Source organism: Burkholderiales bacterium (assembly GCA_015075645.1).
GTDB lineage: Bacteria > Pseudomonadota > Gammaproteobacteria > Burkholderiales > Casimicrobiaceae > VBCG01.
Genome location: JABTUF010000005.1, coordinates 102,528 through 128,346, shown reverse-complemented (window position 1 = coordinate 128,346; position 25,819 = coordinate 102,528). Strand labels below are relative to the sequence as shown.

22 protein-coding genes and 1 pseudogene are annotated in these 25,819 nt (G+C 69.5%); 18 read left to right on the top strand and 5 right to left on the bottom strand.

The window, feature by feature from the left end; genetic code table 11:
• The first annotated feature begins 3 nt into the window (after positions 1–3).
• Positions 4–1,101, top strand: a complete 1,098-nt coding sequence (locus HS109_13830) for a sorbosone dehydrogenase family protein (protein MBE7523448.1) — start codon at positions 4–6, stop codon at positions 1,099–1,101.
• A 119-nt stretch (positions 1,102–1,220) separates the two neighbouring features.
• Here the strand turns inward: HS109_13830 and HS109_13825 are convergent, their stop codons facing one another.
• Positions 1,221–1,580 (bottom strand): hypothetical protein, encoded by a 360-nt coding sequence (locus HS109_13825; protein MBE7523447.1) that lies wholly within the window; start codon positions 1,578–1,580, stop codon positions 1,221–1,223.
• Positions 1,581–1,761: 181 nt separating this feature from the next.
• Between HS109_13825 and HS109_13820 the strand changes: the two genes are divergently transcribed.
• From HS109_13820 to HS109_13785, 8 genes and pseudogenes are all read left to right on the top strand, one after another.
• Positions 1,762–3,324 carry an ABC transporter substrate-binding protein gene (locus tag HS109_13820; GenBank protein ID MBE7523446.1) on the top strand — a complete coding sequence of 521 codons (1,563 nt, stop codon included), beginning with the start codon at positions 1,762–1,764 and terminating at the stop codon, positions 3,322–3,324.
• 473 nt (positions 3,325–3,797) lie between these two features.
• Complete coding sequence (locus HS109_13815; GenBank protein ID MBE7523445.1) at positions 3,798–7,844, top strand: RHS repeat protein; 4,047 nt, start codon at positions 3,798–3,800, stop codon at positions 7,842–7,844.
• Between the two features lie 2 nt (positions 7,845–7,846).
• Positions 7,847–8,467: a hypothetical protein gene (locus tag HS109_13810; GenBank protein MBE7523444.1), complete on the top strand. Its 621-nt coding sequence runs from the start codon at positions 7,847–7,849 to the stop codon at positions 8,465–8,467.
• 126 nt (positions 8,468–8,593) lie between these two features.
• Positions 8,594–8,749: pseudogene (locus HS109_13805) on the top strand (transposase).
• 4 nt (positions 8,750–8,753) lie between these two features.
• Positions 8,754–9,335 carry a hypothetical protein gene (locus tag HS109_13800; GenBank protein MBE7523443.1) on the top strand — a complete coding sequence of 194 codons (582 nt, stop codon included), beginning with the start codon at positions 8,754–8,756 and terminating at the stop codon, positions 9,333–9,335.
• Between the two features lie 190 nt (positions 9,336–9,525).
• Positions 9,526–10,995, top strand: a complete 1,470-nt coding sequence (locus HS109_13795) for an aldehyde dehydrogenase family protein (protein MBE7523442.1) — start codon at positions 9,526–9,528, stop codon at positions 10,993–10,995.
• A gap of 92 nt (positions 10,996–11,087) precedes the next feature.
• Complete coding sequence (locus tag HS109_13790) at positions 11,088–11,843, top strand: glucose 1-dehydrogenase (GenBank protein MBE7523441.1); 756 nt, start codon at positions 11,088–11,090, stop codon at positions 11,841–11,843.
• Between the two features lie 102 nt (positions 11,844–11,945).
• Positions 11,946–12,803, top strand: coding sequence for an alpha-1,3-fucosyltransferase (locus tag HS109_13785; GenBank protein MBE7523440.1), 858 nt, complete (start codon positions 11,946–11,948; stop codon positions 12,801–12,803).
• Here HS109_13785 and HS109_13780 read toward each other — a convergent pair.
• Together HS109_13780 and HS109_13775 are read right to left on the bottom strand one after the other, a co-directional pair.
• Positions 12,790–13,737 carry a DUF533 domain-containing protein gene (locus HS109_13780; protein ID MBE7523439.1) on the bottom strand — a complete coding sequence of 316 codons (948 nt, stop codon included), beginning with the start codon at positions 13,735–13,737 and terminating at the stop codon, positions 12,790–12,792. The two genes, HS109_13785 and HS109_13780, sit on opposite strands and share 14 nt — an antisense overlap.
• A gap of 67 nt (positions 13,738–13,804) precedes the next feature.
• A complete protein-coding gene (locus HS109_13775; protein ID MBE7523438.1) occupies positions 13,805–15,040 on the bottom strand; it encodes a CoA transferase in 1,236 nt (411 codons plus the stop codon).
• A gap of 107 nt (positions 15,041–15,147) precedes the next feature.
• Here HS109_13775 and HS109_13770 point away from each other — a divergent pair, with 107 nt between their 5' ends.
• The 9 genes from HS109_13770 to HS109_13730 all read left to right on the top strand — a co-directional run bounded on the left by HS109_13770 (position 15,148) and on the right by HS109_13730 (position 23,624).
• Positions 15,148–16,602 (top strand): FAD-binding protein, encoded by a 1,455-nt coding sequence (locus HS109_13770; GenBank protein MBE7523437.1) that lies wholly within the window; start codon positions 15,148–15,150, stop codon positions 16,600–16,602.
• Between the two features lie 16 nt (positions 16,603–16,618).
• Positions 16,619–18,037 (top strand): FAD-binding protein, encoded by a 1,419-nt coding sequence (locus tag HS109_13765; protein MBE7523436.1) that lies wholly within the window; start codon positions 16,619–16,621, stop codon positions 18,035–18,037.
• Between the two features lie 365 nt (positions 18,038–18,402).
• On the top strand, positions 18,403–19,080 hold the full coding sequence (locus HS109_13760; GenBank protein ID MBE7523435.1) for a glutathione S-transferase family protein: 678 nt from the start codon (positions 18,403–18,405) through the stop codon (positions 19,078–19,080).
• Positions 19,081–19,091: 11 nt separating this feature from the next.
• A complete protein-coding gene (gene glcE / locus HS109_13755; GenBank protein MBE7523434.1) occupies positions 19,092–20,171 on the top strand; it encodes a glycolate oxidase subunit GlcE in 1,080 nt (359 codons plus the stop codon).
• A complete protein-coding gene (gene glcF, locus HS109_13750; GenBank protein ID MBE7523433.1) occupies positions 20,171–21,421 on the top strand; it encodes a glycolate oxidase subunit GlcF in 1,251 nt (416 codons plus the stop codon). The genes glcE and glcF overlap by 1 nt, the downstream gene beginning before the upstream one ends.
• Positions 21,418–21,861 carry an acyl-CoA thioesterase gene (locus tag HS109_13745; protein MBE7523432.1) on the top strand — a complete coding sequence of 148 codons (444 nt, stop codon included), beginning with the start codon at positions 21,418–21,420 and terminating at the stop codon, positions 21,859–21,861. The genes glcF and HS109_13745 overlap by 4 nt, the downstream gene beginning before the upstream one ends.
• A 41-nt stretch (positions 21,862–21,902) precedes the next feature.
• Positions 21,903–22,367: a GNAT family N-acetyltransferase gene (locus HS109_13740; protein ID MBE7523431.1), complete on the top strand. Its 465-nt coding sequence runs from the start codon at positions 21,903–21,905 to the stop codon at positions 22,365–22,367.
• 34 nt (positions 22,368–22,401) lie between these two features.
• A complete protein-coding gene (locus tag HS109_13735; GenBank protein ID MBE7523430.1) occupies positions 22,402–23,124 on the top strand; it encodes a 2-C-methyl-D-erythritol 4-phosphate cytidylyltransferase in 723 nt (240 codons plus the stop codon).
• On the top strand, positions 23,121–23,624 hold the full coding sequence (locus tag HS109_13730; GenBank protein ID MBE7523429.1) for a 2-C-methyl-D-erythritol 2,4-cyclodiphosphate synthase: 504 nt from the start codon (positions 23,121–23,123) through the stop codon (positions 23,622–23,624). Before HS109_13735 ends, HS109_13730 begins: the two co-directional genes overlap by 4 nt.
• 69 nt (positions 23,625–23,693) lie before the next feature.
• Here HS109_13730 and HS109_13725 read toward each other — a convergent pair whose 3' ends face one another.
• Positions 23,694–25,022 carry a HAMP domain-containing protein gene (locus HS109_13725; protein ID MBE7523428.1) on the bottom strand — a complete coding sequence of 443 codons (1,329 nt, stop codon included), beginning with the start codon at positions 25,020–25,022 and terminating at the stop codon, positions 23,694–23,696.
• Positions 25,019–25,756 (bottom strand): two-component system response regulator OmpR, encoded by a 738-nt coding sequence (ompR, locus tag HS109_13720; GenBank protein MBE7523427.1) that lies wholly within the window; start codon positions 25,754–25,756, stop codon positions 25,019–25,021. The genes HS109_13725 and ompR overlap by 4 nt, the downstream gene beginning before the upstream one ends.
• Positions 25,757–25,819 lie beyond the last annotated feature (63 nt).

Here is a 25,819-nt window from a genome sequence, read left to right as displayed (position 1 = left end):
GTCATGCGTCGCTCCCGCTTCGCCGCCCTGCTTGCCAGTGTCCTGGGCTGCGGCGCCGCGCTCGCGCAGTCGCCGTTGCCGCTCGAGAAGATCCGGCTGCCTGCGGGCTTTTCGATCGAACTCGTCGCGCGCGTGCCCAACGCCCGCGGCATGACCTTCGGCAGCGAGGGGACGCTGTTCGTCGGCAGCAACAACGGATTCGTCCACGCGGTGTCGATGCCGGCCCGCGGTCCGGCGGTCGTGCGCGTGATCGCGCGCGGCCTGCGCGAACCGGCCGGTGTCGCGTTCCGCGACGGCGCGCTCTACGTGTCCGCGGTGAGCCGCATCCTGCGCTACGACGGCATCGAGCGCCGACTCGACGATCCGCCCGCGCCGGTCGTGGTCACCGAGCGATTCCCCACCGACGGGCACCACGGCCGCAAGTTCATCGCGTTCGGACCCGACGGCAAGCTCTACGTGCCGGTCGGCGCGCCGTGCAACGTGTGCGACCCGGATCCGGAGCGCTACGCGAACATCGGCCGCATGAATCCGGACGGCAGCGGCTACGAGGTCATCGCGCGCGGCGTGCGCAACAGCGTGGGCTTCGACTGGCATCCGCGCACGAAGGATCTGTGGTTCACCGACAACGGCCGCGACTGGATGGGCGACGATCTGCCGCCCGACGAACTCAACCGCGCCGCGCGTGCGGGCGAGCACTTCGGATTCCCGTTCTGCCACGGCGGCACGATCGCCGATCCGCAGTACGGAGCGCGGCGCGCGTGCAGCGAGTTCGTCGCGCCCGCGCAGAAGCTGGGCCCCCATGTCGGGGCGCTCGGCATGCGCTTCTACGACGGCACGCAGTTTCCCGCCGCGTACCGCGACCAGGTGTTCATCGCCGAGCAGGGGTCGTGGAACCGCTCGACCAAGATCGGCTACCGGGTCACGCTCGTGCGGTTCGACGGCGAGGGCCGCGCGATCGCCTACGAGCCGTTCGCCGAGGGTTGGCTCGACAGCGGCTCGGTGTGGGGACGACCGGCGGATGTCGCCGTCGCACCGGACGGGTCGCTCCTGGTCAGCGACGATTCCGCCGGTGCGGTCTACCGGATACGGTACGTTCGGTAGTCAGTTGTCAGTTGACAGTTGACAGTTGACAGGGGCGACGGAGTCTCCGGTGGCGGCGCATTGGGCGCCGTTGCACGGCCCGCGCGGATCTCGCTGGGGCCCGAACCCGTACCACCCAGCTACCAGCCCCGATAGACGACGCGGTGCGGCCGGTGGACCGGCACCGGACGCACCCACGGGCGCACGACCGGACGCCAGACGACCGGCGGCGCGACCATGACCGGGGGTGCGACCACGACCGGCGGCGCGACCACCACGGGTGGAGCGAACACCGGCGCTGCCACGACCACCGGCGCGACCGGCCGCACGACCGGCCACGGCGCCCATCCGCGGGTCGGCTGGCCGGCATAGATCGAGAAGCCCGGAACCCCGACCGACACGCCCCAGGAGACGTTGCCGGCATGGACGGGAAGTGCGACCAACCCGGTCGCAACGGCGATCGTGGCGGCGAAGACGGTCGATGAGACGGTGCGGTTCACGGAAGCTCTCCTTGCCGAGGGGCATGCGCGTTGCATGCCTGTCGTCGCCTCAACGGGCGCTTCGCGCTCCCGGTTGACGGTCCGGGCGGCCCGACACGGCCTGTTACAAACGCTCGGCCGCTTGCTATCCTTGGCGCCCGCGCGGCGCGTCGGTGCCGCGGTCCACTCGCCGGAGTCCCGCATGAGGTCGATCCGCAAGCTCGCCGTCGTGGCCGTTGCGTCCGCGGCGCTGTCCGTCCATGCCGCGAATCTCGTCGTCGGGCTCGGCGCCGACGTGACGTCGATCGATCCGCACTACCACAACCTGACGCCGAACAACGCCGTCGCGGCGCACCTGTTCGACACGCTGGTGCGGCGCAACGAGAAGTCGCAGCCGATGCCCGGTCTCGCGACCGAGTGGAAGGCGGTCGAACCGACGGTCTGGGAATTCAAGCTGCGCCGCGGCGTCAAGTTCTCCGACGGCAGCGACTTCACCGCCGCGGACGTCGTCGCGTCGATCGAGCGCGTGCCGAACGTGCCCAAGAGCCCGAGCCCGTTCACCGCCTACACGAAGCAGATCCGCAAGATCGACGTCGTCGATCCGTACACGATCCGCTTCCACACCGCGCAGCCCTACCCGCTGATGCCCACCGACATGACGCAGATCGCGATCGTGTCGAAGGAGGCTGCGAAGGGCACGACCGAGGAGTTCAACAGCGGCAAGGCCGCGATCGGCACCGGACCCTACAAGCTCGTCCGCTACGCGAAGGGCGACCGCATCGAACTCGCGCGGAACGACGCGTGGTGGGGCGGCAGGACGCCGTGGGAGAAGGTGACGCTGCGCCTCATCACCAACGACGCCGCGCGCGTGGCCGCGCTCCTGTCCGGCGACGTGCAGGCGATCGAGAACGTGCCGACCGCGGACGTCGCGAAGCTCGCGTCCGACAAGCGCCTGTCGATCTTCCGCCAGGTCTCCGACCGGCTGATGTACGTGCACATGGACAGCGACCGCGCGGTCACGCCGTTCGTGACCGCGAAGGACGGCAAGGCGCTCGACCGCAATCCGCTCAAGGACCCGAACGTGCGCAAGGCGCTGTCGATGGCGATCAACCGCCCGTTGATCGTCGAGCGCGTGATGGAGAAGGAGGCGGTGCCCGCGGGCCAGTTCGTGCCCGACTTCCTGTTCGGCGCCACGAAGAACCTGAAGGTGGAGAAATACGACCCGGAGGGCGCGAAGGCGCTGCTCGCGAAGGCCGGCTATCCGGACGGCTTCGCGATGACGATCCACGCGACCAACAACCGCTACGTCAACGACGCGAAGATCGCGCAGGCGCTCGCGCAGATGTGGACGCGCGCCGGCGTGAAGACCGAGGTCGTCGCGATGCCCTCGGCGACCTTCTTCCCGCAGGCGACGGAACTCAAGTTCAGCGTGATCCTCGTCGGCTGGTCGACCGGCACCGGCGAGGCGTCGTCGTCGCTGAAGGCGCTGGTGATGACCTGGAACCGCGACAAGGGCTTCGGCACCGCGAACCGCGGCCGCTACAGCAACGGCAAGGTCGACGCGCTGACCGAGGACGCGCTGATGACCGTCGACGACATCAAGCGCGAGGCCTACCTGCAGCGCGCGGCCGAGATCGCGATCGGCGACACCGGCATCATCCCGCTGCACTTCCAGGTGAGCCTGTGGGCGACGCGCGACGGCATCGCCTACACGCCGCGGGTCGACGAGAACACGCTCGCGCACAAGTTCGTGCCGAAGAAGTGAGCCGCGCTGCGGCGATCCGATGGCAGAGTGAACCCGAGAGGCGTCTGCAGGAGCGGTCGAGGCCGTTCGAATCGACTGCGCAGCGTGCAAGGAGCGCCATCAAGGGGAATGCAATGCCATTGCGCGTAAGAGGCGTGCCCGGCACGACACTTGCCGGTGTTGTCCGATGCGTTTGCAGGACGGCATTTGTGTTCTCAGCACTGGTGCTTGCAGCGTCATCGGGTGCGCAAGTCATCTCCGGCAAAGTCAAGCCAATCCAAACCTGGTGTACCGCCTGGGGAGGCGGGTTCGACTCTCCTCAGCAGGCGTGTGATTACCTTGGGTTTGGAACGAGGACACTGACCTATATTCCAGACGACACCCGCCCCGCTTATTTTCCAGGGGGTGCGTGTCGCGATCTAAGCGCGCCTCCCTACAACCCATACCAGCAGTTCACACAGAAGCCGAAGTATTGTCCACTGCCGGGCTACCAGGTGAAGGAGTTCGTCTCGGGCGTGCCATGGGCCGGTTGCGTGCAAGGATGGACCGACTCATTCAGTGGTACGGATGCGATGTACTGTCAGCGTGTTGGGGTAGACCCGAACAAGAACAAAGGGCCATGCGACAGCACGGGTGCTAGCGTCGGAGTCGGGAATCCAATTCATACGGGCATCTTCAACAAGTTTGAAGTCGAAGTCGACTTCGCAATCGGCTCGGGTTCGATGTCCATGGTGTTCGCGCGGACCTACAACAGCGCGGGCGCTCCCACAGGCCTCGAGACAGACGGGGTGCCAGTTCCAACTTACTTCGGCCGAAGGTGGGCCAGCACGCTCGACCGGAATCTGATCCACTACGACTATGGCGCCGACGGCACGGTGTGGGCGGTGCGCCCTGACGGAAAGATCTACTTCTTCAATCGAGTTGGCTCAGCGTGGTTGCCCGACCCCGATGTCATTGATCGACTGACGGTCGTCGTCGATGGGGCGGGAGTACAGACCGGCTGGAAGTACGTAAGCGGCCGCGACGAAGAAGTGGAAACGTATGACGTAAACGGGCGGCTGACGTCACTGTCCAATCGTGCCGGCTATCGATTGGATCTGCATTACGTCGCTGAGCGGCTTTCAAGCGTCACGGACGTGTTCGGACACGCTATTGACGTGACATTCGGCACCAATGGATTGGTGGCGTCGATGACTGATGCCAGTGGCAATGTATTCGGCTACGTGTACGACGACCAGAACAACTTGACGGAGGTGAACGGTCCAGGGCCGACGACGCGTCGATATCACTATGAAAACGCCACATTCAAGAACGCGCTCACTGGAATCACGGACGAGTTGGGCGCGCGATATGCGACCTACACCTACGATAGCTATGGAAGCGCGGTTGTCACAGCGTTGGCGGGAGGTGTGAATCGCTGGTCAATCGCGACTGTGGCCGGCCCGAAGTTGCGGGTGACCGATCCGCGCGGATATACGAGCGACAGAACATTCATTGAGCTGCACGGCGTAACGAAGCTTGCGAGCGCTACTCAGCCCTGTGCGTCCTGCGGGGTATCTGGAGCCGCAAGTGCCATGACATACGACGTCAATGGCAACCTTGCCTCGAGCACGGATTTCCGCGACAAGAAGACCTGCTACGCCTACGACACGACACGCAATCTGGAGACTTCGCGGCTGGAGGGCGCGAGCTCGGCCGAGGTTTGCTCTGCGGTCCTCGCCAGTCCGCCCAACCGTCCGGATGTCCGAAAGGTCACCACGACGTGGCATGCGACGTGGAGGTTGCCCGCCACGATCGTCGAGCCCGCGCCTGGCGGCACCAAGACGACCGCGTTCACGTACGACGCGTCGGGCAACCTGACGCAGAAGCGGATCACCGCGCCGAAGAACGACGGGACGGCGACCACGATCACGCGGACGTGGAAGTGGACCTACGGCACGTTCGGCCGGGTGCTCACCGCGACCGACCCCAACAACAAGGTCACGACGACCACCTACCATTCCGACACCGACCCCGACCTCGGCAAGCGCGGCCAGATCGCCACGCTCACCAACCCGCTCGGGCACGTGACGCAGTACACGTCCTACGACGCCGGCAATCGACTCGTCTCGATGACCGACCCGAACGGGCTTGTGACGACGATGACCTACGACGCGCGCGGCAGGCTCACCTCGCGCGACGTCGGCGGCGAGCTCACCGTCTACGCCTACGACCTCGCCGGCCAGTTGACCGGGGTCGAGATGCCCGACGGCGCGACGCTCTTCTACGTCTACGACGCCGCGCATCGGCTGACCGAGGTGCACGACGGCTTGGGCAACAAGGTCGTCTACACGCTCGACGGGATGGGCAATCGCACGGCGGAGCAGGCGTTCGACCCGGCGGGATCGCTGGCCCGCACCCGCACGCGGGTCTACGACAGCCTGAACCGGCTCGCGCAGGAGGTGGGGGCGCAGTCGCAGGCCACGGTGATGACCTACGACGGCAACGGCAACCGTCTCACCTCGACCGACCCGCTCAACAACGCCACGACGTCCACGTACGACGCGCTCAACCGCCTGCTGACGGTCACCGATCCGGGCAACGGGGTCACGCAATACGCCTACGACACGTCGAGCAACCTGACCTCGGTCACCGACCCGCGCAATCTGGTCACGACCTACGGCTACGACGGCCTGGGCAACCAGGTGAGCCAGGTCTCGCCCGACACCGGGACGAGCGTCCGGACTTTCGACAACGCCGGCAATCTCAAGACCTCGACCGACGCGCGGGGCGCGAAGGCGACCTACACCTACGATGCGGCGGGTCGGGTGACCAAGATCGCCCACACGCAGACCGGCTTCACCACCGAGACCCACACCTACACCTGGGATGGTGGGACGACGGGGGCGCCGAATGCGAAGGGGAGGATCACGAAGCTGGTCGATCCCTCGGGCACCACGAACTGGACCTACACGACGCAGGGCCGCGTGGCGAGCCGTTCGCAGGTGTCGGGGTCGGTGACGCTCACGCAGACGTACACCTGGACCGACGGGCGCCTGACCGGGATCACGACGCCCTCCGGCCAGCAGATCGGCTACGCGTGGGACAACGGCCGGATCACGGGGGTCACGCTGAACGGATCCCCGCTCATCTCGGCGGGGGCCTACGAGCCGTTCGGCCCGGTGGCGGCGTGGCAGTGGGGGAACGGCCACATGACCTACCGGGACCACGACGCGGACGGCCGGCTCGCCTCTTGGGAGTACCGTAACGGCACGAGCATTCTCAGGCGCGATCTCACCTGGGACGACGGCAACCGCATCACCGCGATCGGCGACCCGGCCGATGCGGCGAACAGCCACGCCTATGGTTACGACAACCTGGACCGGCTGACCACGGCGCAAAGCGGCGCTGCGGTCCCGACGACGAGGCAGTACGCCTACGACGCGATCGGCAACCGGCAAAACGCGACCGTCGACGGGGCGCTCACCAACTACGGCTACGCGACGGGCAGCAACCAGTTGCTGAACCTCACCGGTGCGACCAGCCGCAGCTACACCTACGACGCGGCGGGCAATCCCACCCAGATCGACGGGCGGACCGCGACGTACAACCTCGCCAACCGGCTCACGAAGCTCGCTGACGGCGCGACGACGGTGGCGAGCTACAAGCTCAACGGGCTGGGCCAGCGGGTGGCGAAGACGATCGGGAGCACGACCACGCGCTACTTCTACGACGACGAGGGGCGGCTCGTGGGGGAGTACGCGAAGAACGGGGCGCTGATCCAGGAGACCATCTGGCTCGACGACCTGCCGGTGGCCACACTGAGGCCGACGGGGAGCGGGAGCCCGACGCCGGTGGCGGTCTACTACGTGCACGCGGACCAGCTCGCCACGCCCAGGGCGGTCACGCGGCCGAGCGATGACGCCATCGTGTGGCGGTGGGACCACGCCGACCCGTTCGGGGCGAACCCCGCGAACGAGAACCCCGGCGGGCTCGGCACGTTCAGCTACAACCTGCGCTTCCCCGGCCAGCAGTACGATGCCGAGAACGGCACGCACTACAACTACTTCCGCGATTACGACCCGGCTATCGGCAGATTAACTGAGTCCGACCCTATCGGGTTGAATGGAGGCATCAACACTTACGGCTATGTCGGCGCCAACCCTGTGGCGCGTTCTGATCCGGATGGCCGACAAGTAGTACTGCCACCACCGCCTATCGTGGCGCCGATTTCGCCGCCACCCATACCCGGACTACCGGGGACTCCGCCACCGGGTTTCCACATTCCCGAGTTCCCCATCCCGAGCCCGGGTGAGCTATGCATGATTTCGCCTGCACTATGTGCGATGACGATAATCGTGCGGAATGCATGTGCCCCGGACAATTTCTGTCATGACCGTTGGGAGCGTGAGGACGGGAAATGCAGCAAGTGGACAGGATTTGGCTACCGATGGGTACAAGCGTGCAGGGATCGTGCCGCGTATCGGCGAGGTCTCTGCATTCGCAACGGTGGTAAGCCTGATCCTGATGAACCGCCGGAATGGACGCCGGACCGGGGCTAAGAATGACTACGAGCCTAATCAATGAGATCGAGACGCAAATTGGCGAGGCACGCGGAAAGGATGCTCACGCCGACATCAAGCCACTTCTTCGAAGGGCAATATCTCGTGCCCAAACGGAAGATGAAATCAGCTTTGTTCATGGATCGCTATGCTCGGAATTGATCCGAGAACTCTCGGAAAACGAGAGCGCAACGACGGATCGCGATAGGATTAGCCGCGCTGAGGAAGCCATCCGCACTTGGACTTCGGCTGCGCCGCAGGACCCTTACCCTTGGATCAGCCTTGCTGATTTGTACGCTTACTACGAAGGGGATTTCGCGCGCGCAAAGACCGCCATAGATAGCGCCATCGACAGGGCAAATGAAGTGAAAGGGTTCTACCGGCAGGCGCACGGAACGCGAATCCGAATTGCATTGAAATTGGGCGACCTGCGCACGGTCGAAGCGTCCTTGAAAGCGCTGGTTGATTGGAAGCCCGCGACTGGAGTTCCTGACGTGGGTCTTGAGACGGATTTCTTGTCGAGGATTCCCGCAGGCGCAATTGATAAGCGCGTTCTAGACCTGTATTTGATGCGTGCTGCTGATCACGGAAAAACAGGGTCAGCCCCAGCCTCTGGACAATAGGAAAGCATCCGACGCGACTTCGTGTGTGGCCAAAATGTGGCCCAACAAAATCGCGTTCGGTGAGCTTCCCCTCGAATTTCGTCCTCCAAGGGTCTTTGGATAGGATAGGCGAAATGGAGGTTGGGAATGTTCAAGGTACCGAAGCAGGAGTTCACGGCGGAGTTCAAGGAACTGGCGGTCAATTGGGTTCGCAGCGGCCAGGGGGTCGCGGTCGTGGCGCGCGACCTGGGGCTGGTCGAGCAGACGCTGCGAAACTGGGTGAAGGCGGCGAAGGCGGGGAAGCTCGGTGGCGGCATGGCAGTGGGGGAACGGCCACAAGACCTACCGGGACTACGACGCGGACGGCCGGCTCGCCTCCTGGGAGTACCGCAACGGCACGAGCATCTTGAGGCGCAATCTCACCTGGGACGACGCCAACCGCATCACCGCGATCGGCGACCCGGCCGATGCGGCGGACAGCCACGCCTATGGTTACGACAACCTGGACCGGCTGACCACGGCGCAAAGCGGCGCTGCGGTGCCGACGACGAGGCAGTACGCCTACGACGCGATCGGCAACCGGCAGAACGCGACCGTCGACGGGGCGTTGACGAACTACGGCTACGCGACGGGCAGCAACCAGCTGCTGAACCTGACCGGTGCGACCAGCCGCAGCTACACCTACGAAACGGTGGGCAATCCCACCCAGATCGACGGGCGGACCGCGACGTTCAACCTCACCAACCGGCTCACGAAGCTCGCTGACGGCGCGACGACGGTGGCGAGCTACAAGCTCAACGGGCTGGGCCAGCGGGTGGCGAAGACGATCGGGACCACGACCACGCGCTACTTCTACGACGACGAGGGCGCCGCCAAGCGAGTATCGTGATGGTGGAACAGTCGACGCCTTAGTTCGCCGTGCGCTTGCCGAGTAACTATGGAGGTCAAAGGGGTCAGACTCGATTGATGTGCAGGACGCGATCGGAGGGGCTGGACTCCATTGATTGCGCGTGGCGCGGCGCGCGGTCATTGCTTCAATCGAGTCTGACCCCTTTGGACTGCTGGCCTACAATGGGCGCATGAACGCCCCCCATCCGCCGCTCTCGATCCGCACCCCCGCCCGCCACTTCATCGCCGGCGCCTTCCGCGCGCCGCTGACCGGCGAGGAACTGCCGGTGATCGACCCGTCGGACGGCAAGCCGTTCGCGGCGATCGCGCGAGGTGACGCGCCCGACATCGACGCCGCGGTGAAGGCCGCGCGCGCGGCGTTCGACGGCGCATGGGGAAAGCTCGCGCCCGCCGAACGCGGGCGGAAGCTGATGGCGCTGTCGCGCGCGATCGCGGATCACGCCGACGAACTCGCGTGGATCGAGGCGCGCGACTGCGGCAAGCCGATGAAGCAGGCGCGGGCCGATGCCGCCGCCTGCGCGCGCTACTTCGAGTTCTACGCGGGGGCGCCCGACAAGCTGCACGGCGAGACGATTCCCTATTCGCCCGGTTACACGGTGCTGACCTGGCGCGAGGCGCACGGCGTGACCGGGCACATCATCCCGTGGAACTATCCGATGCAGATCTTCGGGCGCAGCGTCGGCGGGGCGCTCGCGGCGGGCAACGCCTGCGTGGTCAAGCCGGCCGAGGACGCGTGCCTGTCGCTGCTGCGGATCGCGGAACTCGCGACGGAAGTCGGATTCCCCGAGGGCGCGCTCAATATCGTCACCGGACTCGGGCGCGAGGCGGGCAGCGCGCTCGCCGCGCACGCCGGCATCGATCACCTGTCGTTCACCGGGTCGCCGGCGACCGGTTCGATGGTCGCGCAGGATGCGGCGAAGCGGCATTGCCCGGTCACGCTGGAATTGGGCGGCAAGGGCCCGCAGGTCGTGTTCGCCGACGCGGACCTCGACGCGGCGGTGCCGGTGATCGTCAACGCGATCGTGCAGAACGCCGGGCAGACCTGCTCGGCGGGGAGCCGGCTCCTGGTCGAGCGTTCGCGCTATGAGGAACTCGTCGAACGGCTCGCAGGCGCGTTTCGCGCGCTCACCGTCGGCCCGGCGCTCGACGACCGCGACTGCGGCCCGCTGATCCGCGCCTCGCAACTCGACCGCGTGCGCGGCTTCCTCGCCGACGCCGCGCGCGACAAGCTTCCGGTGGCCGGGCAGGGGACGGTGGCGGCGAATGCGCCGTCGTCGGGCTACTACGTCGCACCCACGCTCGTGCGCGATGTGCCGCCGGGCGCGCGCCTCGCGCGCGAGGAGGTGTTCGGCCCGGTGCTCGCGGCGATGCCCTTCGACGACGAGGCCCATGCGGTGACCCTCGCCAACGGCACCGACTTCGGCCTCGTGGCCGGCCTGTGGACGCGCGACGGGTCGCGGCAGTTGCGCCTCGCCCGCGCGATCCGGGCGGGACAGGTGTTCGTCAACAACTACGGCGCGGGCGGCGGCGTCGAACTTCCCTTCGGCGGCGTCGCGCACTCCGGGTACGGGCGCGAGAAGGGGTTCGAGGCGCTCTACGGCTTCACGACGCTGAAGACCGTCGTGCTGCAGCACGGTTGACGGCGGCGCGCGGAAACCGTGCGCGCGGGCGACTCGAGCACCACACGAACGATGACATGTCCGGGCGCTCCGCGCGCGGCGATGGGGGATCGATGAGACTCGACGGCAAGGTTGCGATCGTCACCGGCGCCGGTTCCGGTTTCGGCGAGGGCATCGCGAAACGCTTCGCGCAGGAAGGCGCGAAGATCGTGGTGAACGATCTCGACGCCGCCTCCGCCGAGCGGGTCGCGCGCGAGATCGCCGCCGCGGGCGGCGCGGCGCGGGCGGTCCCGGGGGACGTGTCGAGCGACCGCGACGTGTCGCACCTCGTCGCGAGCACGCTCGCGGCGTACGGCGACCTGCACGCGGTCGTCAACAACGCGGGCACCACGCATCGCAACCGCCCGATGCTCGAGGTGACCGAGGACGAGTTCGACCGGATCTACCGGGTCAACGTCAAGAGCCTCTACCTGACCGCGAAACACGCGGTGCCGCACTTCCGCGCGAAGCGCGGCGGCGTGTTCGTGACGATCGCCTCGACCGCGGGCGTGCGGCCGCGGCCCGGGCTCACCTGGTACAACGGCAGCAAGGGCGCCGCGATCGTCACCTCGCGCTCGATGGCGGCCGAACTCGCGAAGGACAACATCCGCGTCAACGTGATCAACCCGGTCGCGGGCGAGACCGGCATGCTCGCGCAGTTCATGGGCGAGGACACGCCGGAACTCCGCGCGAAGTTCGTCGCGACGATTCCGCTCGGCCGGCTGTCGCGGCCTTCCGACATCGCGACCGCGGCGGTGTTCTTCGTCTCCGACGAGGCCTCGTTCATCACCGGCGCCTGCCTCGAGGTCGACGGCGGGCGCTGCGTGTAGCGCCGACGCCTGAGTCGGACGCCCGGGGGAAGCGCGCGGACGGCGGGCGGGCCCGCAGCGAGCGAACCGTCCCGCAGGACCGCGGCGGCGGACGGTGCGACGATGCGCACGATTCTCCTCTGGAACGACGACTGGCGTATGGCCGGGCCGCCGCGCGTCCTGGGTGGCGAGGGCTGCGAACTCGTGCACGATCGGCGAACCGCGGCGCTCGCCGACGCGATCGTCTTCCACCTGCCGACGCTCGATCGCGCAGACCTGCCGCGCGGACGCCGTCCCGGCCAGCGCTGGGTCGCGTGGTGGCTCGAAAGCGAGACGAACTATCCGTGGGTCGACGACGCGGCGTTCATGCGGAGCTTCGACCTCACGATGTCGCACCGGCGTCCAACCGATGTCTGGACGACCTACCTGCCGTCCGCCGAGGAACTCGCGCGTGCCCCGGTGGCGAAGACCGGGTCCGCGCCGGTCGTCTACGTCGCGTCGAACGCGCGCGTGTCGAGCGGACGCGACGCCTACGTGGCCGAATTGATGCGCCACGTCGCGGTCGACGTGTACGGCAGAACGCTCGACGGCCGCGCGATCCCGGACGACGACGGCCCGCCGGCCAAGCTCCGCACGATCGCGCGGTACCGCTTCACGCTCGCGTTCGAGAACTCGATCGCGCGCGACTACGTGACCGAGAAATTCTTCCACCCGCTGTGCGCGGGGTCGGTGCCGATCGTGCTGGGAGCGCCGAACATCGCGGAGTTCGCGCCGTCGCCGGGGTGCTGGCTCGACGTCGCCGACTTCTCCGGTCCCGCGGCGCTCGCGGAGCGCATCGACGCGTTGTGCCGTGACGACGCGGCGTACGCGGCGATGTTGCGCTGGAAGACCGCCGGCGTGTCGGAAAGCTTCCGCTCGCTCGTCGCCGCAGGCGGCGGCGATCCCTGGCTCCGGCTCGCGCGCCGGCTCAGATCGACTTGACGAGCGAGGGCAAGTCCTTGAGGTCGATCGAGCGCGCGCGCTCGGCGATCTCGCCGCCGTAGCGTTGCACCAGCGTCTGCCCCTGTTCGAGGAGCGGCGCGAACGCGGCCTTGAGCTTCGCCGCGTCGAGCGTGCGGCCGCCGCCGTAGTACTGCTTCGCGACCTGGCCGATCGCCCAGGTCGTCGCGAACGCCATGCCCGAACTCGCGGTCTGCCGGCCGATCGAGCGCCCGAGGCCGCCCAGGACCGAGCCCAGCAGACCGCCCAGCATCTTGCGCCCGAACTGCTCGAGATACTGGCCCGCGAGGCCGACGCCGAGCGTCGCGACGAATTCCTTGATGTGTCCCTGGTCGAGTTCGTAGCCGTGCGCTTGGCCGATGCGGTAGACGAGCCGCGCCTGCAGCGGCAGGATCGCCATCGACGCGAGCGTTTCCGGGAGCAGTTCCAGCGCGGCGTTGGTGACTGCGGCGTTCACGATCGTACGGTCGAGCGCCGCCGGGTCGGGGGAAGCACGCCCGGTCGGGGCCGCCGCCGCTCCGGCCGGCGCGGCGGCGATCGCGTTGGCATCGGCGGCGACCTTCGCTGCGTCCGTCGCCGGCAGTCCGAGCGCCGAGGCGAGCGAGCGCAGGTAGGCGGCCTCCGACTCCGAGTGCACGCCGTCGGCGGCGGCGACGGATACCGCGATCTCGTAGGCGTAGCGGCGGATCGCCGGCGTCGACAGCGGCTTCACCATCTCCGCGAACGGAGGCGGACCGGATAGCGTCACGCGGTCGAGCGCGGCGGGGTCGATCCGGTCACCCGCGATCTTCGCGGCGATCTCGCGCAGATGCGCGCGCTCGCGCTCGTCACGCTCGCCGTCGGCGTACGCGGCGTGGAGGGCGATCGCTGCGAGGCTGTTCAATTCGGCGTCGGTGGGCTTCGGGGTGTCGGTCATGGTCTCGTGGAGTCCGGAAGGGAATGCCGCAGATGCGGGAACGAACGTCGGGGCGGAAGCCGCGGATTCAATCGGGGGCGAGTTCGATCACGCGCGACGCGCGCAGGGCCTCGATCGCGGCGTCGTCATAGCCCAGGTCGCGCAGCACCTCGCGCGTGTGCTCGCCCAGCCGCGGGCCGCCGCGCGAGAAGCCGCCCGGCGTCTTCGAGAATTTCGGCACGACGCCGGGAACCTTCAGCGTGCCGCCGCCGGGCAGCGGCACCTCGCGGATCATCCCGCGGGCGGCGTATTGCGGATCGGCCACGATGTCGCGCACCGAGTAGATGCGCGAGGCGGGGACTTCCGCGCGCTCCATCGCGGCGAGCACGTCATCGGGCGTGCGCGCGAGGGTCCACGCCTCGATCTCGGTGTCGAGCCACGCCTGCTTCGCGCCGCGGCCGTCGTTGTGCGCGAGCGAGGGGTCGTTCGCGAGGTCGTCGCGGCCCATCGCGACAGCGAGCCGCCGGAAGATCGAGTCTCCGTTCGCCGCGATCAGCACGTAGCTTCCGTCGGCGCAGCGGTACGACGACGTCGGCGCGATCCCCGGCAGGATCGAACCGGTGCGTTCGCGCACCGCGCCGAACGCGTCGAACTCGGGGAGCATCGACTCCATCACCGAGAACACGCTCTCGTAGAGCGCGACGTCGACGACCTGCCCCGAGCCGCTCGCGCGCCGATGCTCGAGCGCGGCGAGCGCGCCGATCACTCCGTAGAGCGCCGACAGCGTGTCGCCGATCGACACGCCGACGCGCGACGGCGGGCGGTCGGGCGTACCGGTCACGTGGCGCAGGCCGCCCATCGCCTCGCCGATGACGCCGAAGCCGGGGCGCGACGCGTAGGGGCCGGTCTGCCCGTAGCCCGAGATGCGCACAATCACGAGTCCCGGGTTCGCCTTCGCGAGCGACGGATAGTCGAGGCCCCACTCCTCGAGCGTGCCGGGCCGGAAATTCTCGACCAGGATGTCGGCCCGGGCGGCGAGCGCGCGCGCGATCGCCTGTCCGTCGGGCTGGCGCAGGTCGACGGCGATCGAGCGCTTGTTGCGCGACTGCACGTGCCACCAGACCGACACGCCGTCCTTCATGTAGCGCCACTTGCGCAGCGGATCGCCCTGCCCGGGCGGCTCGATCTTGACCACGTCGGCGCCGAGTTCGCCCAGGAGCTTGGTGCAGAACGGACCGGCGATGAGAGCGCCCATCTCGAGCACCCGCAGGCCGGCGAGCGGGCCGGGTGCAGCGGCAGCGCGGGTGTCGGATGCGGCGGCCATGACGCGGTAGTGTAGCGAGTCCGCGCGGCTGACCGGCCGGGGCGCGCATTGTGGAATAATCGTCGGGCGTCATCGCCCCGGTCACCGGGCCGCGCCGCCCCCACGCCATGCTCGCCTCCGACGTGCACGCCGAACTCGCGGCCATCCTTCCGCCGGCCGCGCTCCTGACCGCGCCCGAGGACACCAAGCCCTACGAGTGCGACGGGCTGACGCTCTACCGCGAGCGTCCTTCCGCGGTCGTGCTGCCCGAGACCGAGGCGCAGGTCGCCGGCGTCCTGCGCGCCTGCCACGGCGCGGGGGTTCCGGTCGTCGCGCGCGGCGCGGGCACGAGCCTGTCGGGCGGCGCGCTCCCCGATCCGCGCGGCGTCGTGCTGTCGATGGCGAAGTTCAACCGCATCGTCTCGATCGACGCGCTGGCGCGCACCGCCGTCGTGCAGCCGGGTGTGCGCAATCTCGCGATCTCCGAGGCGGCGTCCGCGCACGGTCTGTACTACGCTCCGGACCCGTCATCGCAAATCGCCTGCTCGATCGGTGGGAACGTCGCCGAGAATGCGGGCGGCGTGCACTGCCTCAAGTACGGCCTCACCGTGCACAACGTGCTGCGCGTGCGCGCGCTCCTCGTCGACGGCGAGGCGGTCGAGTTCGGTGGCCGCTCGCTCGACTCGCCCGGCTACGACCTGCTCGCGCTCATCCACGGCAGCGAGGGCCTGCTCGCGGTGATCACCGAGATCACGGTCCGCCTGCTGCCGAAGCCGCAGGTCGCGCAGGTCGCGCTCGCTGCGTTCGACGACGTCGAGAAGGCCGGCGCCGCGGTCGGCGCGATCATCGGCGCGGGCATCGTGCCGGCCGGCCTCGAGATGATGGACCAGCCGGCGACGCGCGCGGTCGAGGAGTTCGTGCACGCGAACTATCCGCTCGACGCCGCGGCGGTGCTTCTGGTCGAATCCGACGGCACCGCCGAGGAGGTCGCCTCCGAGATGGCGGAGATTCGCCGCGTGCTGACCGCGGCTGGCGCGACGTCGATCCGCGTGTCGCGCGACGAGAAGGAACGCAAGCTCCTGTGGTCGGGCCGCAAGAACGCGTTCCCGGCGGTCGGACGGATCTCGCCCGACTACTACTGCATCGACGGCACGATTCCGCGCGGCGCGCTGCCGCTCGTCCTGCGCAGGACCGCCGAGTGGTCGCGCGAGTTCGGACTCGCCTGCGCGAACGTGTTCCACGCGGGCGACGGCAACCTGCACCCGCTGATCCTGTTCGACGCGAACCGCGAGGGCGAGATCGAGAAGACGATCGCGTTCGGCGACCGCATCCTCGAACTGTGCATCGAGGTCGGCGGCACGATCACCGGCGAGCACGGCGTCGGCGTCGAGAAGCTGTCGTCGATGTGCGCGCAGTTCGCGCCCGACGAACTCGAACGCTTCCTCGGCGTCAAAGGCGCGTTCGACCCCTCGGGATTGCTCAACCCGGGAAAGGCGGTGCCGACGCTCGCGCGCTGCGCCGAGTTCGGCCGGATGCACGTGCACCGCGGGCAGTTGCGCCACCCCGACCTGCCGCGCTTCTGACGGCGAGGAGACTCCGATGAACGCACCGATCGCACGCGACCGACGTTTTCCGCCCGAGGCGCTCGCCGCGCTCGTCGGCGAACTGTCGGCGCGGTTCGGCGAGCGGGCCGTCGCCAACGCGTCGATCCGCGAGCAGCACGGCCACGGCGAGGGCCTCGCCGACGCGGCGCTGCCCGACCTAGTGGTCTACCCGCACAGCAACGAGGAAGTCGCCGAGGTCGTGCGCGCCTGCGCCGCGGCGCGCGTCCCGGTCATCGCCTTCGGTGTCGGCACCTCGCTCGAAGGACACGTCGCGGCGATCCACGGCGGCGTGTGCGTCGACCTCTCGCAGATGAACCGGGTGCTCGAGGTCAACGCGGAGGATCTCGATTGCCGCGTGCAGGCCGGCGTGACGCGCGAGCAACTGAACGCGGATCTCAAGGGGACGGGACTCTTCTTCCCGATCGACCCGGGCGCCAACGCGACGCTCGGCGGCATGGCGGCGACGCGCGCGTCGGGCACCAACGCGGTGCGCTACGGTACGATGCGCGAGAACGTGCTGGGCCTCACTGTCGTGACCGCCGAAGGGAAGATCGTGCGCACCGGCGGGCGCGCGCGCAAGTCGTCGGCCGGCTACGACCTGACGCGGCTCTACGTCGGCAGCGAAGGCACGCTCGGCATCATCACCGAAGTGGGCCTGCGGCTGTACGGCGTCCCGGAGGCGATCTCGGCCGCGGTCGCGCAGTTCGCAGATCTGCGCGAGGCGGTGAACACGGTGATCGCCGCGATGCAGGTGGGCATCCCGGTCGCGCGCATCGAACTCCTCGACGCGATGCAGATGGATGCCTGCATCCGCTACTCGAAGCTCGAAGGCTACGAGGCGAAGCCCACGCTGTTCTTCGAATTCCACGGGACCGCCGCCGGTGTCGCCGAGCAGGCGGAATTGATGCAGCAGATCGCCGGCGAGCACGGCGCCGGCGCGTTCCGCTGGACCACGGCCCAGGAGGAGCGCACGAAGCTCTGGAAGGCGCGCCACAATGCCTATTACGCGGCGCTCGCGCTCAAGCCCGGCTGCTTCGGCTTCTCGACCGATGCCTGCGTGCCGATCTCGCGTCTCGCCGACTGCGTGCTGGAGACGCGCGCCGACATCGACGCGACCGGGCTCCTGTGCCCGATCGTCGGCCACGTCGGCGACGGCAACTTCCACGTGCTCGTGCTGTTCGACTCGAAGGACCCGGTCGAGCGGGAGCGGGCGGAAGCGCTCGCGAAGCGTGTCTCGCTGCGCGCGATCGCGATGGGCGGCACCTGCACCGGCGAGCACGGCGTCGGCATCCACAAGCTCGACGCCCTCGTCGCCGAACACGGCGACGCGGTCGAGCTGATGGCGCGCGTCAAGCGGGCGCTCGATCCGTTCGACATCATGAATCCGGGGAAGACAGTGCCAGTTGTCAGTTGACAGTTGACAGTTGACAGTAGCGGCGGCGTTTCCGGTGGCGGCGCAAACAGGAGTCAGGAGTCAGTTGACAGTTGACAGTGGCGGCGGTGTTTCCGGTGGCGGCGCATTGATGCCGATGTGAGACAGAAGACAGAAGTCAGACGCGTCGTCGGATCCGGTGGCGGCGCATTGAGATGCCGATGGGAGGGTGTCGAGGGCCGGCCTTCGGCCAGATCGGCCCTTGGCGAGTGGAAGCGAAAGGCGTCCGGTTACTGAAGCCGGACCTACGAGGAACCCGCAACGGCGCTCAATGCGCCGCCACCGGAAACGCCGCCGCCACTGTCAACTGTCAACTGACAACTGACAACTGGCAACTGACAACTGCCATGTATGTACTGTACCTCGGCAACAAGAACTACAGCTCCTGGTCGCTGCGCGGCTGGTTCGCGGCGAAGCTGTCGGGCAGGCCGTTCCGCGAGGTGGCGGTGCAGCTGGTCGACGGAGGACGCAATCCGGAGAACAAGGCGTTCTCGCCGTCCGGCTGGGTGCCCGCGCTGCACGACGGCGACACCGTCGTGTGGGACTCGATGGCGATCGCCGAGTACCTGGCCGAACGCCATCCGGGCATGTGGCCGACGGACGCGGCGGCGCGCGCCTGGGCGCGATCGGTGTCGGCGGAGATGCACAGCTCGTTCCAGGCGCTGCGCCGCGACATGACGATGTGCGTGCGCGAGCGGCTCGACGTGCGGCCCTGGTCGCCCGCGCTCGCGGCGGACATCGCGCGCGTCGACGAGATCTGGAACGAGGGGCGCCGCCGGTACGGGCGTCTCGGCGCCTTCCTCTGCGGCCCGCTCTCGCTCGCCGATGCGTTCTACGCGCCGGTCGCATTCCGCTTCCAGACCTACGGCGTGCATCCGTCGGGCGCGGCGGGCGAGTACCTCGCGACGCTGCTGGCGCACCCGTTCATGCGCGAGTGGGAGCGCGACGCGCTCGCCGAGAAGGTCGTGATCGACGCGGACGAGCCGCGCACGATCTACCGCGACAAGCTCGCGCGACCGCGCTGACGACGGGAGCCATGGGCGATCCGCAGGTCGAAGCGTTGCAGGAGGCGATCCGCCGCGCGTCCACCGTGCGTGCTCCGCTGTGCATCGCCGGCGGGCGCACCAAGGATTTCTGCGGCGAGAAGCCCGCGGGCGACGTGCTCGACGTCCGTGCGGTCACCGGCATCGTCGACTACCAGCCGACCGAGCTCGTGATCACCGCACGTGCCGGTACGCCGCTCGCGGACATCGAAGCGGCGATGCGGGACGCGGGCCAGATGCTCGCGTTCGAACCGCCGCGGTTCGCGCCGGGTGGGACGCTCGGCGGCGCGATCGCGGCGGGGCTGTCCGGCCCGCGCCGGCCGTACGCGGGCGCCGCGCGCGATTTCGTGCTCGGCGTCGGAGTCATCGACGGGATCGGGCGTGCGCTCGGTTTCGGCGGTCGGGTGATGAAGAACGTCGCCGGTTTCGATGTCTCGCGCCTGATGGTGGGTGCGATGGGCACCCTCGGCGTCCTCACGTCGGTGTCGCTCAAGTGCCTGCCGTTGCCGCGCGAGGAGGCGACGCGCGTGTTCGAGACCTCCGCCGACGAGGCGATCCGCAAGGCGAACGAGTGGGGCGGGGAGCCGCTGCCGCTTTCCGCGACCTGCTTCCACCAGGGCCGCTTCTCCGTGCGGCTCTCCGGCGCGCCGCCCGCCGTCGCGTCCGCGATCGCGAAGCTGGGCGGAGAGGCACTCGCCGATGCCGCGGCGTTCTGGGACTCGGTCCGCGACCACCGGCACGTCTTCTTCACGAACGCGGTGTCGTCGCGCGCGGCGCTGTGGCGGCTGTCGGTCGGCTCGACCGCCCCGCACACCGATCTCGGCGGCGAGCAGTTGATCGAGTGGGGCGGGGCGTTGCGCTGGCTCGCGGCGGGCCCGCGCACCGAGGCGGCCAGGGTGCGCGCCTGGGCCGCTTCGCAGGGCGGTCACGCGACGCTGTTCCGCGCCCCGGACCGCAGTGTCGAGGCGCTGCATCCGCTGACCGCCGCGCAGGCAGGCCTGCACAAGCGCCTGAAGGCGACCTTCGATCCGCACGGCGTCCTCAATCCCGGACGCCTCGTGCGCGTGTTCTGATGCAGACGAGCCTCGCTCCCGAGTTTCGCGGCACGCCTGTAGGCGAGGAAGCCGAGGCGATCCTGCGCAGTTGCGTCCACTGCGGCTTCTGCAACGCGACCTGCCCGACCTACCAGATCCTGGGCGACGAGCGCGACGGGCCCCGCGGTCGCATCTACCTGATGAAGCAGGTGCTGGAGGGCGCGAGGGTCACCGCGAGGACGCAGGCGCACCTCGACCGCTGCCTCACCTGCCGCTCCTGCGAGACGACCTGTCCCTCCGGCGTGCAGTACGCGAGGCTCGCCGACATCGGACGCAAGATCGTCGAGGAGCGCGTCGGGCGCACGCCCGCCGAGGCGGCGCTGCGCTGGTCGCTCGCCAAGGGACTCACTTCGCGCGCGCTCTTCGGCGGCGCGCTCGCGTTCGGGCGGATCGCGAAGCAACTGGTGCCGCGCGAGCTCGGGCGGCGCATTCCGTCGCCGCAGTCGCCCGGCGCCTGGCCGGCGCCGCGCCACGCCCGGCGGATGATCGCGCTCGAGGGTTGCGTGCAGCCGTCGATCGCGCCCGCGACCGACGCCGCGCTCGCGCGCGTGCTCGACCGCGTCGGCGTCTCGCTCGTCCATGCGGGTGGCGGCGGGTGCTGCGGAGCGTTGCCATTCCATCTCAACGACCATTCGGGCGCAAAGGCATATGCGCGCCGCAACATCGAGGCATGGTGGCCCGAGATCGAGCGGGGCGCCGAAGCGATCGTGGTCAGCGCGAGCGGTTGCGGTGTCATGGTCAAGGACTACGGGCACCTCCTCGCGCATGACGCCGCCTGGGCGGCGAAGGCCTCGCGCGTCGCCGCGCTCGCGCGCGACACCGTCGAGGTCGTCGCGCCCGAGTGGCGGAAGCTCGCGCCGCTCATCGCGATGGACCGCGGGCCGCAGCGCGTGGCCTTCCACGCGCCCTGCTCGCTGCAGCACGGCATGAAGATCGTCGGGGAGGTCGAGGAGTTGCTGCGCGCGATCGGCCACGAACTCCTGCCGGTCGCGGACGCGCACCTGTGCTGCGGATCGGCCGGCACCTACTCGATCCTGCAGCCCGAACTCGCCGCGACGCTCCGGCGCAACAAGCTCGCGGCCCTCGAGGCGGATCGGCCGAACGTGATCGCGACCGCGAACGTCGGCTGCCAGGCGCACCTCGCGGCAGGCACGTCGCGGCCGGTGCGCCACTGGATCGAACTCCTGGACGAACGGATGATCGGCGGCGCGCCGGGCGGCAGGCGATGAGCGCCGACCGTCCTTCACGCGCGACGTACCGCCGATTCCTCGCGATCCCGACGCGCTGGATGGACAACGACAGCTACGGCCACGTCAACAACGTGACCTACTACTCGTACTTCGACACGGCGGTGAACGAGCACCTGATCCGCGAGGGCGGCCTCGACATCGCGAACGACCCGGTCATCGGCCTCGTCGTCGAGACCGCCTGCACGTTCCACGCGTCGCTCTCGTTTCCCGAGACGATCGACGCGGGACTCGCGATCACGAAGCTCGGGCGCTCCAGCGTCGCCTATCGCATCGGACTCTTCCGCCGCGGCGAGGACGATCCCGCCGCGACCGGCCGCTTCGTCCACGTGTGGGTGGACCGCGGCTCGCAGCGGCCGGTGGAGGTGCCGTCGCGCATCCGCGCCGCGCTCGAACGGCTCGTCGTTCCGGGGGGCGGGTGAGCGAGGCTGCGCCGCAGGTCGATGCGATCGAATGCGGTCCGATGACCGCGGCGACGACGGGCGACGCGCGCGATGTCCTCGCGGCGTTTCTCACGGACGATCAGCACTATCGCGCGTCGTCGCCGGCATACGGGGACGGCGGGGTGAAGGCGCTCGACCGCGCGCTTGCGTTGTTCGTGGCGCGGCCCGACCTGGGCTTCGTGTGGCTCGCGTGGGCGCGCGAAGACCACCGACGCATCGCGGTCGGCGCGTGCGTCGTCTGCCGAGCGATCTCGACCTCGCGTGGAGGCGTCGTGGCGAAGCTCGACGACGTGACGATCCGCGACGGCTGGCAGGGGCGCGGCGTCGGCGGTGCGATGCTGCGCTCGCTCGCTCTCGCGCTTCGTGCCGAGGGCATGGGCCGGATCGACACCGCGTGCCACCGCGACAACGCGCGCGCCTGGCGCTTCTACGAGCGGCTGGGCTTCCGTCCGCTCGACGAAGAGCGGCTCGCGCTGCTGCTGTGATGCGGCGCTCGTCCGCCGGAGAGCCGGGGAAACGATGAGCCGCCGCTACGCACTCGTGCCGGCCGCTGGCGGGGGGACGCGCAGCGGTCGCGCGGTGCACAAGCAGTACCATCCGATCCTCGGCCGCCCGGTGCTCGCGCACACGCTCGACCGGCTCACCGAGGCGCTCGGGCTCGACGGCGTGTTCGTCGCGATCGCGCCCGACGACGACCGGTACGCGGGCGCGATCGGGACGCGCCCGGGCATCGAGGCGCTGCGTTGCGGCGGACCCACGCGCGCGGCGACGGTCGGGTATGCGCTCGCGGCGCTGGCCTCGCGTTGCCGGGCGGACGACTGGGTCCTCGTGCACGATGCGGCGCGGCCCTGCGTGCCGGTCGCGACGCTGCGCGGGCTCGTCGCCGCGCTCGAACACGACCCGGTCGGCGGACTGACCGCGGTGCCGGTCGCCGACACGCTGAAGCGCGGCGATGGCGGCGACGCCGCGCGGGTCGTCCGGACCGAGGCGCGCGACGCGCTCTGGCAGGCGCAGACGCCGCAGATGTTCCGCTACGGCGTGCTCGTGCGCGCCTATGCCGCTTGCGATTCGGCGGACGCGACCGACGACGCGCTCGTCGTCGAGTGCCTCGCCGCGACCGGCGCGTGCGGCATGCCGCGCCTCGTGACCGGCAGCCGGGCGAACCTCAAGATCACCTGGCCCGAGGATTTCGGGCTCGCGGCGGCGCTCCTCGAGGCGCAGCGCAGGGAGAATGCAGCATGACGATCCGCATCGGCACCGGGTTCGACGTCCACGCGCTCGTTCCGGGCCTCAGGCTGGTGCTGGGCGGCGTGACGATCCCGTTCGACAAGGGCCTCGACGGCCATTCGGACGCCGACGTGCTGGTGCACGCGATCGGCGATGCGCTCCTCGGGGCGCTCGCGCTCGGCGATCTCGGGCGGCACTTTCCCGACTCCGATCCGCGCTTCAAGGGCGCCGACAGCCGCGCCCTGCTGCGGCACATCGTCGCGCTGATGCGTGAACGCGGCTTTCGCATCGGCAACGTCGACGCGACCGTCGTCGCGCAGGCGCCGCGTCTCGCTCCGCACGTCGAAGCGATGCGCGCGAATCTCGCGGCCGACCTCGGGTGCGCGGCCGACGACGTCGGCGTCAAGGCGACGACGACCGAGCGCCTGGGCTTCACCGGGCGCGGCGAGGGCATCGCGGCGATGGCGAGCGTCATCGTCGTGCGCGACGAGCAGGCCAATCCGCCGGGGCATTGAGGGGCATTGCGGCGACCTCGCGGGACGCCGCGCCCGCCGGTCGTTCCGACGCGACCGTCGCGCCGCGCGCTAGCCCGCGGCTCCTGCCCCGTGCGCGAGCGTGACCCGGGCGATCGTGCCGCCGCCCTCGCGCGCCAGGAGTTCGAGCGTCCCGCCATGCAACCGGGCGATGCGTTCGACGATCGCGAGGCCGAGTCCCGCGCCCGCCGCGCCGTCGTCGCGCGACCGCGCGTCGCTCGCACGGGTGAACGGACGCTTCAATCGTTCGATGTCGCCCTGGGCCATGCCCGGACCGCGATCGCGCACCTCGATCGTCGCGAAGGCGCCCGCGTCCGCGGTCGCGACCTCGACCGGTGGCGCGCCGTAGGCGAACGCGTTGTCGACGAGATTCGCGACCAGGCGGGAGATCGCCGCGGCGTGGAGCGGCAGCGGCCGGACGTTCCCCGGGACGAAGGCGATCACCCGTCCGGCGGCGACGTAGCGCTCGACGCACGCGCGGACGATCGGGTCGAGGTCGGAGGGCAGGCGCGTCACGTCCGCATCGGCGCGGGCGAAGTCGAGGAACTGACCGACGATGCGGTCCATCTCCTCGATGTCGGCGATCATCCCCGGCCGCGCGGCCGGATCGCCGCTCATCTCGATGCAAAGGCGCAGACGGGCGAGCGGCGTGCGCAGGTCGTGCGAGATGCCGGCGAGCAGGAGCGCACGATCGCGCTCGATCCCGGCCCGGCTCGCGAGCATCGCGTTGAAGCCGCGGTTGACCGCCGCGATCTCCGAAGGTCCGGACTCCGGCAGCGGGGCAGGCGTGGCGCCGCGGGCGAGTTCGTCCACGGCGGCGTGAAGCTGGCGCAGCGGCCGCGCGATCACCCGCGCGAACGCGTACGCCGCCGCGAGCAGCAGCGCGACGATGGCGAGCGAGCCCAAGAGCGCGCGCGACGGGCCCTCGTCGTCGGGCCGTCCCGCGGGCAGCGGGAACACCGCCCAGTACGGCGTGCCCGCGGCCTCGAGCCGCACCATGAACTGCTGGCGGCCCGGCATGACGCGGAGGTCGGCTCCCGGACCGAGGTCCCGCCGCAGGCGCTCGGCGAGTTCGGCGACGAGCGGATGGTGCGGCATGCCCGGGTTCGCGAGACGCGGCCGCTCCGATTCCGGGATGAGGCGTGCCCCGAACTCCCGGCCGATGCGTGCCACGGCGTCGCGACGGTCGCGGTCGGGAGAGGCTTCGAGCGCGCTGCGCAGCGCCTGCAGTTGCGCGACCTTGGTGTCGCCGAACTGCCGGGCGATCAGCGCCGCGCGATCCTGCCGGAACAGCAGGATCAGCGACACGGTCGCCACCGCCACCGCCGCGACCAGCAGGAGCGTCAGGCGTCCGAACAGCGAGCGCGGGAGGAATCTCACCGCGTGTCGCCGTCGTCGTCGGGCACGTAGACGTAGCCCACGCCCCAGACGGTCTGGATGGTGCGCGGATTCGCCGGGTCGGATTCGACCAGCTTGCGCAGCCGCGACACCTGCACGTCGATCGCGCGGTCGAACACCTCGTGGTCGCGTCCGCGCGCGAGCTGCGACAGCTTCTCGCGCGCGAGCGGCTGGCGCGGATGCTGAGCGAACACGCGGATCAGCGAGTACTCGCCGGTCGTGAGGTGGGTGACCTGCCCGTCCGCCGCGAGCGTGCGCGCGGCGAGGTCGAGACGGTGCCGTCCGAAGGCGACGACGCCGGTCTCGGACGGCGCGCCGGCCGCGGGCCTCAACGCGTGCCGGCGCAGGACCGCATGGATGCGCGCGACGAGTTCGCGCGGGTTGAACGGCTTCGGCAGGTAGTCGTCGGCGCCCATCTCGAGGCCGAGGATGCGATCGACGTCCTCGCCCTTCGCCGTCAGCATGATGATCGGGACGTCTTCGCCGGCGGAGCGCAGGCGCCGGCAGATCGCGAGTCCGTCCTCGCCCGGCAGCATCAGGTCGAGCACGAGGAGGCTGGGCGGATCGCGCTGCAGGCGCCGGTCGAGTTCGCGGGCATCGGCGATCGCCTTCACCTCGAACCCCTGGCCCGACAGGTAGCGCGTCAGCAGGTCGCGCAGCCGCACGTCGTCGTCGACGACGAGGATGCGCGGTTGCGGAGGTGCGTTGGCGCTCATGGGCGATTGGAACGCGGATGGCAGGTGGAGGTCGCCGGAACCGGTAACCGATTGTAACGACGG

Excerpts from the sequence above, each read along its gene's own strand:
- HS109_13830 (MBE7523448.1), top strand. The coding sequence starts at position 4 with ATGCGTCGCTCCCGCTTCGCCGCCCTGCTTGCCAGTGTCCTGGGCTGC.
- HS109_13820 (MBE7523446.1), top strand. The coding sequence starts at position 1,762 with ATGAGGTCGATCCGCAAGCTCGCCGTCGTGGCCGTTGCGTCCGCGGCG.
- HS109_13810 (MBE7523444.1), top strand. The coding sequence starts at position 7,847 with ATGACTACGAGCCTAATCAATGAGATCGAGACGCAAATTGGCGAGGCA.
- HS109_13795 (MBE7523442.1), top strand. The coding sequence starts at position 9,526 with ATGAACGCCCCCCATCCGCCGCTCTCGATCCGCACCCCCGCCCGCCAC.
- HS109_13790 (MBE7523441.1), top strand. The coding sequence starts at position 11,088 with ATGAGACTCGACGGCAAGGTTGCGATCGTCACCGGCGCCGGTTCCGGT.
- HS109_13785 (MBE7523440.1), top strand. The coding sequence starts at position 11,946 with ATGCGCACGATTCTCCTCTGGAACGACGACTGGCGTATGGCCGGGCCG.
- HS109_13780 (MBE7523439.1), bottom strand. The coding sequence starts at position 13,737 with ATGACCGACACCCCGAAGCCCACCGACGCCGAATTGAACAGCCTCGCA.
- HS109_13775 (MBE7523438.1), bottom strand. The coding sequence starts at position 15,040 with ATGGCCGCCGCATCCGACACCCGCGCTGCCGCTGCACCCGGCCCGCTC.
- HS109_13770 (MBE7523437.1), top strand. The coding sequence starts at position 15,148 with ATGCTCGCCTCCGACGTGCACGCCGAACTCGCGGCCATCCTTCCGCCG.
- HS109_13765 (MBE7523436.1), top strand. The coding sequence starts at position 16,619 with ATGAACGCACCGATCGCACGCGACCGACGTTTTCCGCCCGAGGCGCTC.
- HS109_13760 (MBE7523435.1), top strand. The coding sequence starts at position 18,403 with ATGTATGTACTGTACCTCGGCAACAAGAACTACAGCTCCTGGTCGCTG.
- glcE (MBE7523434.1), top strand. The coding sequence starts at position 19,092 with ATGGGCGATCCGCAGGTCGAAGCGTTGCAGGAGGCGATCCGCCGCGCG.
- glcF (MBE7523433.1), top strand. The coding sequence starts at position 20,171 with ATGCAGACGAGCCTCGCTCCCGAGTTTCGCGGCACGCCTGTAGGCGAG.
- HS109_13745 (MBE7523432.1), top strand. The coding sequence starts at position 21,418 with ATGAGCGCCGACCGTCCTTCACGCGCGACGTACCGCCGATTCCTCGCG.
- HS109_13740 (MBE7523431.1), top strand. The coding sequence starts at position 21,903 with ATGACCGCGGCGACGACGGGCGACGCGCGCGATGTCCTCGCGGCGTTT.
- HS109_13735 (MBE7523430.1), top strand. The coding sequence starts at position 22,402 with ATGAGCCGCCGCTACGCACTCGTGCCGGCCGCTGGCGGGGGGACGCGC.
- HS109_13730 (MBE7523429.1), top strand. The coding sequence starts at position 23,121 with ATGACGATCCGCATCGGCACCGGGTTCGACGTCCACGCGCTCGTTCCG.
- ompR (MBE7523427.1), bottom strand. The coding sequence starts at position 25,756 with ATGAGCGCCAACGCACCTCCGCAACCGCGCATCCTCGTCGTCGACGAC.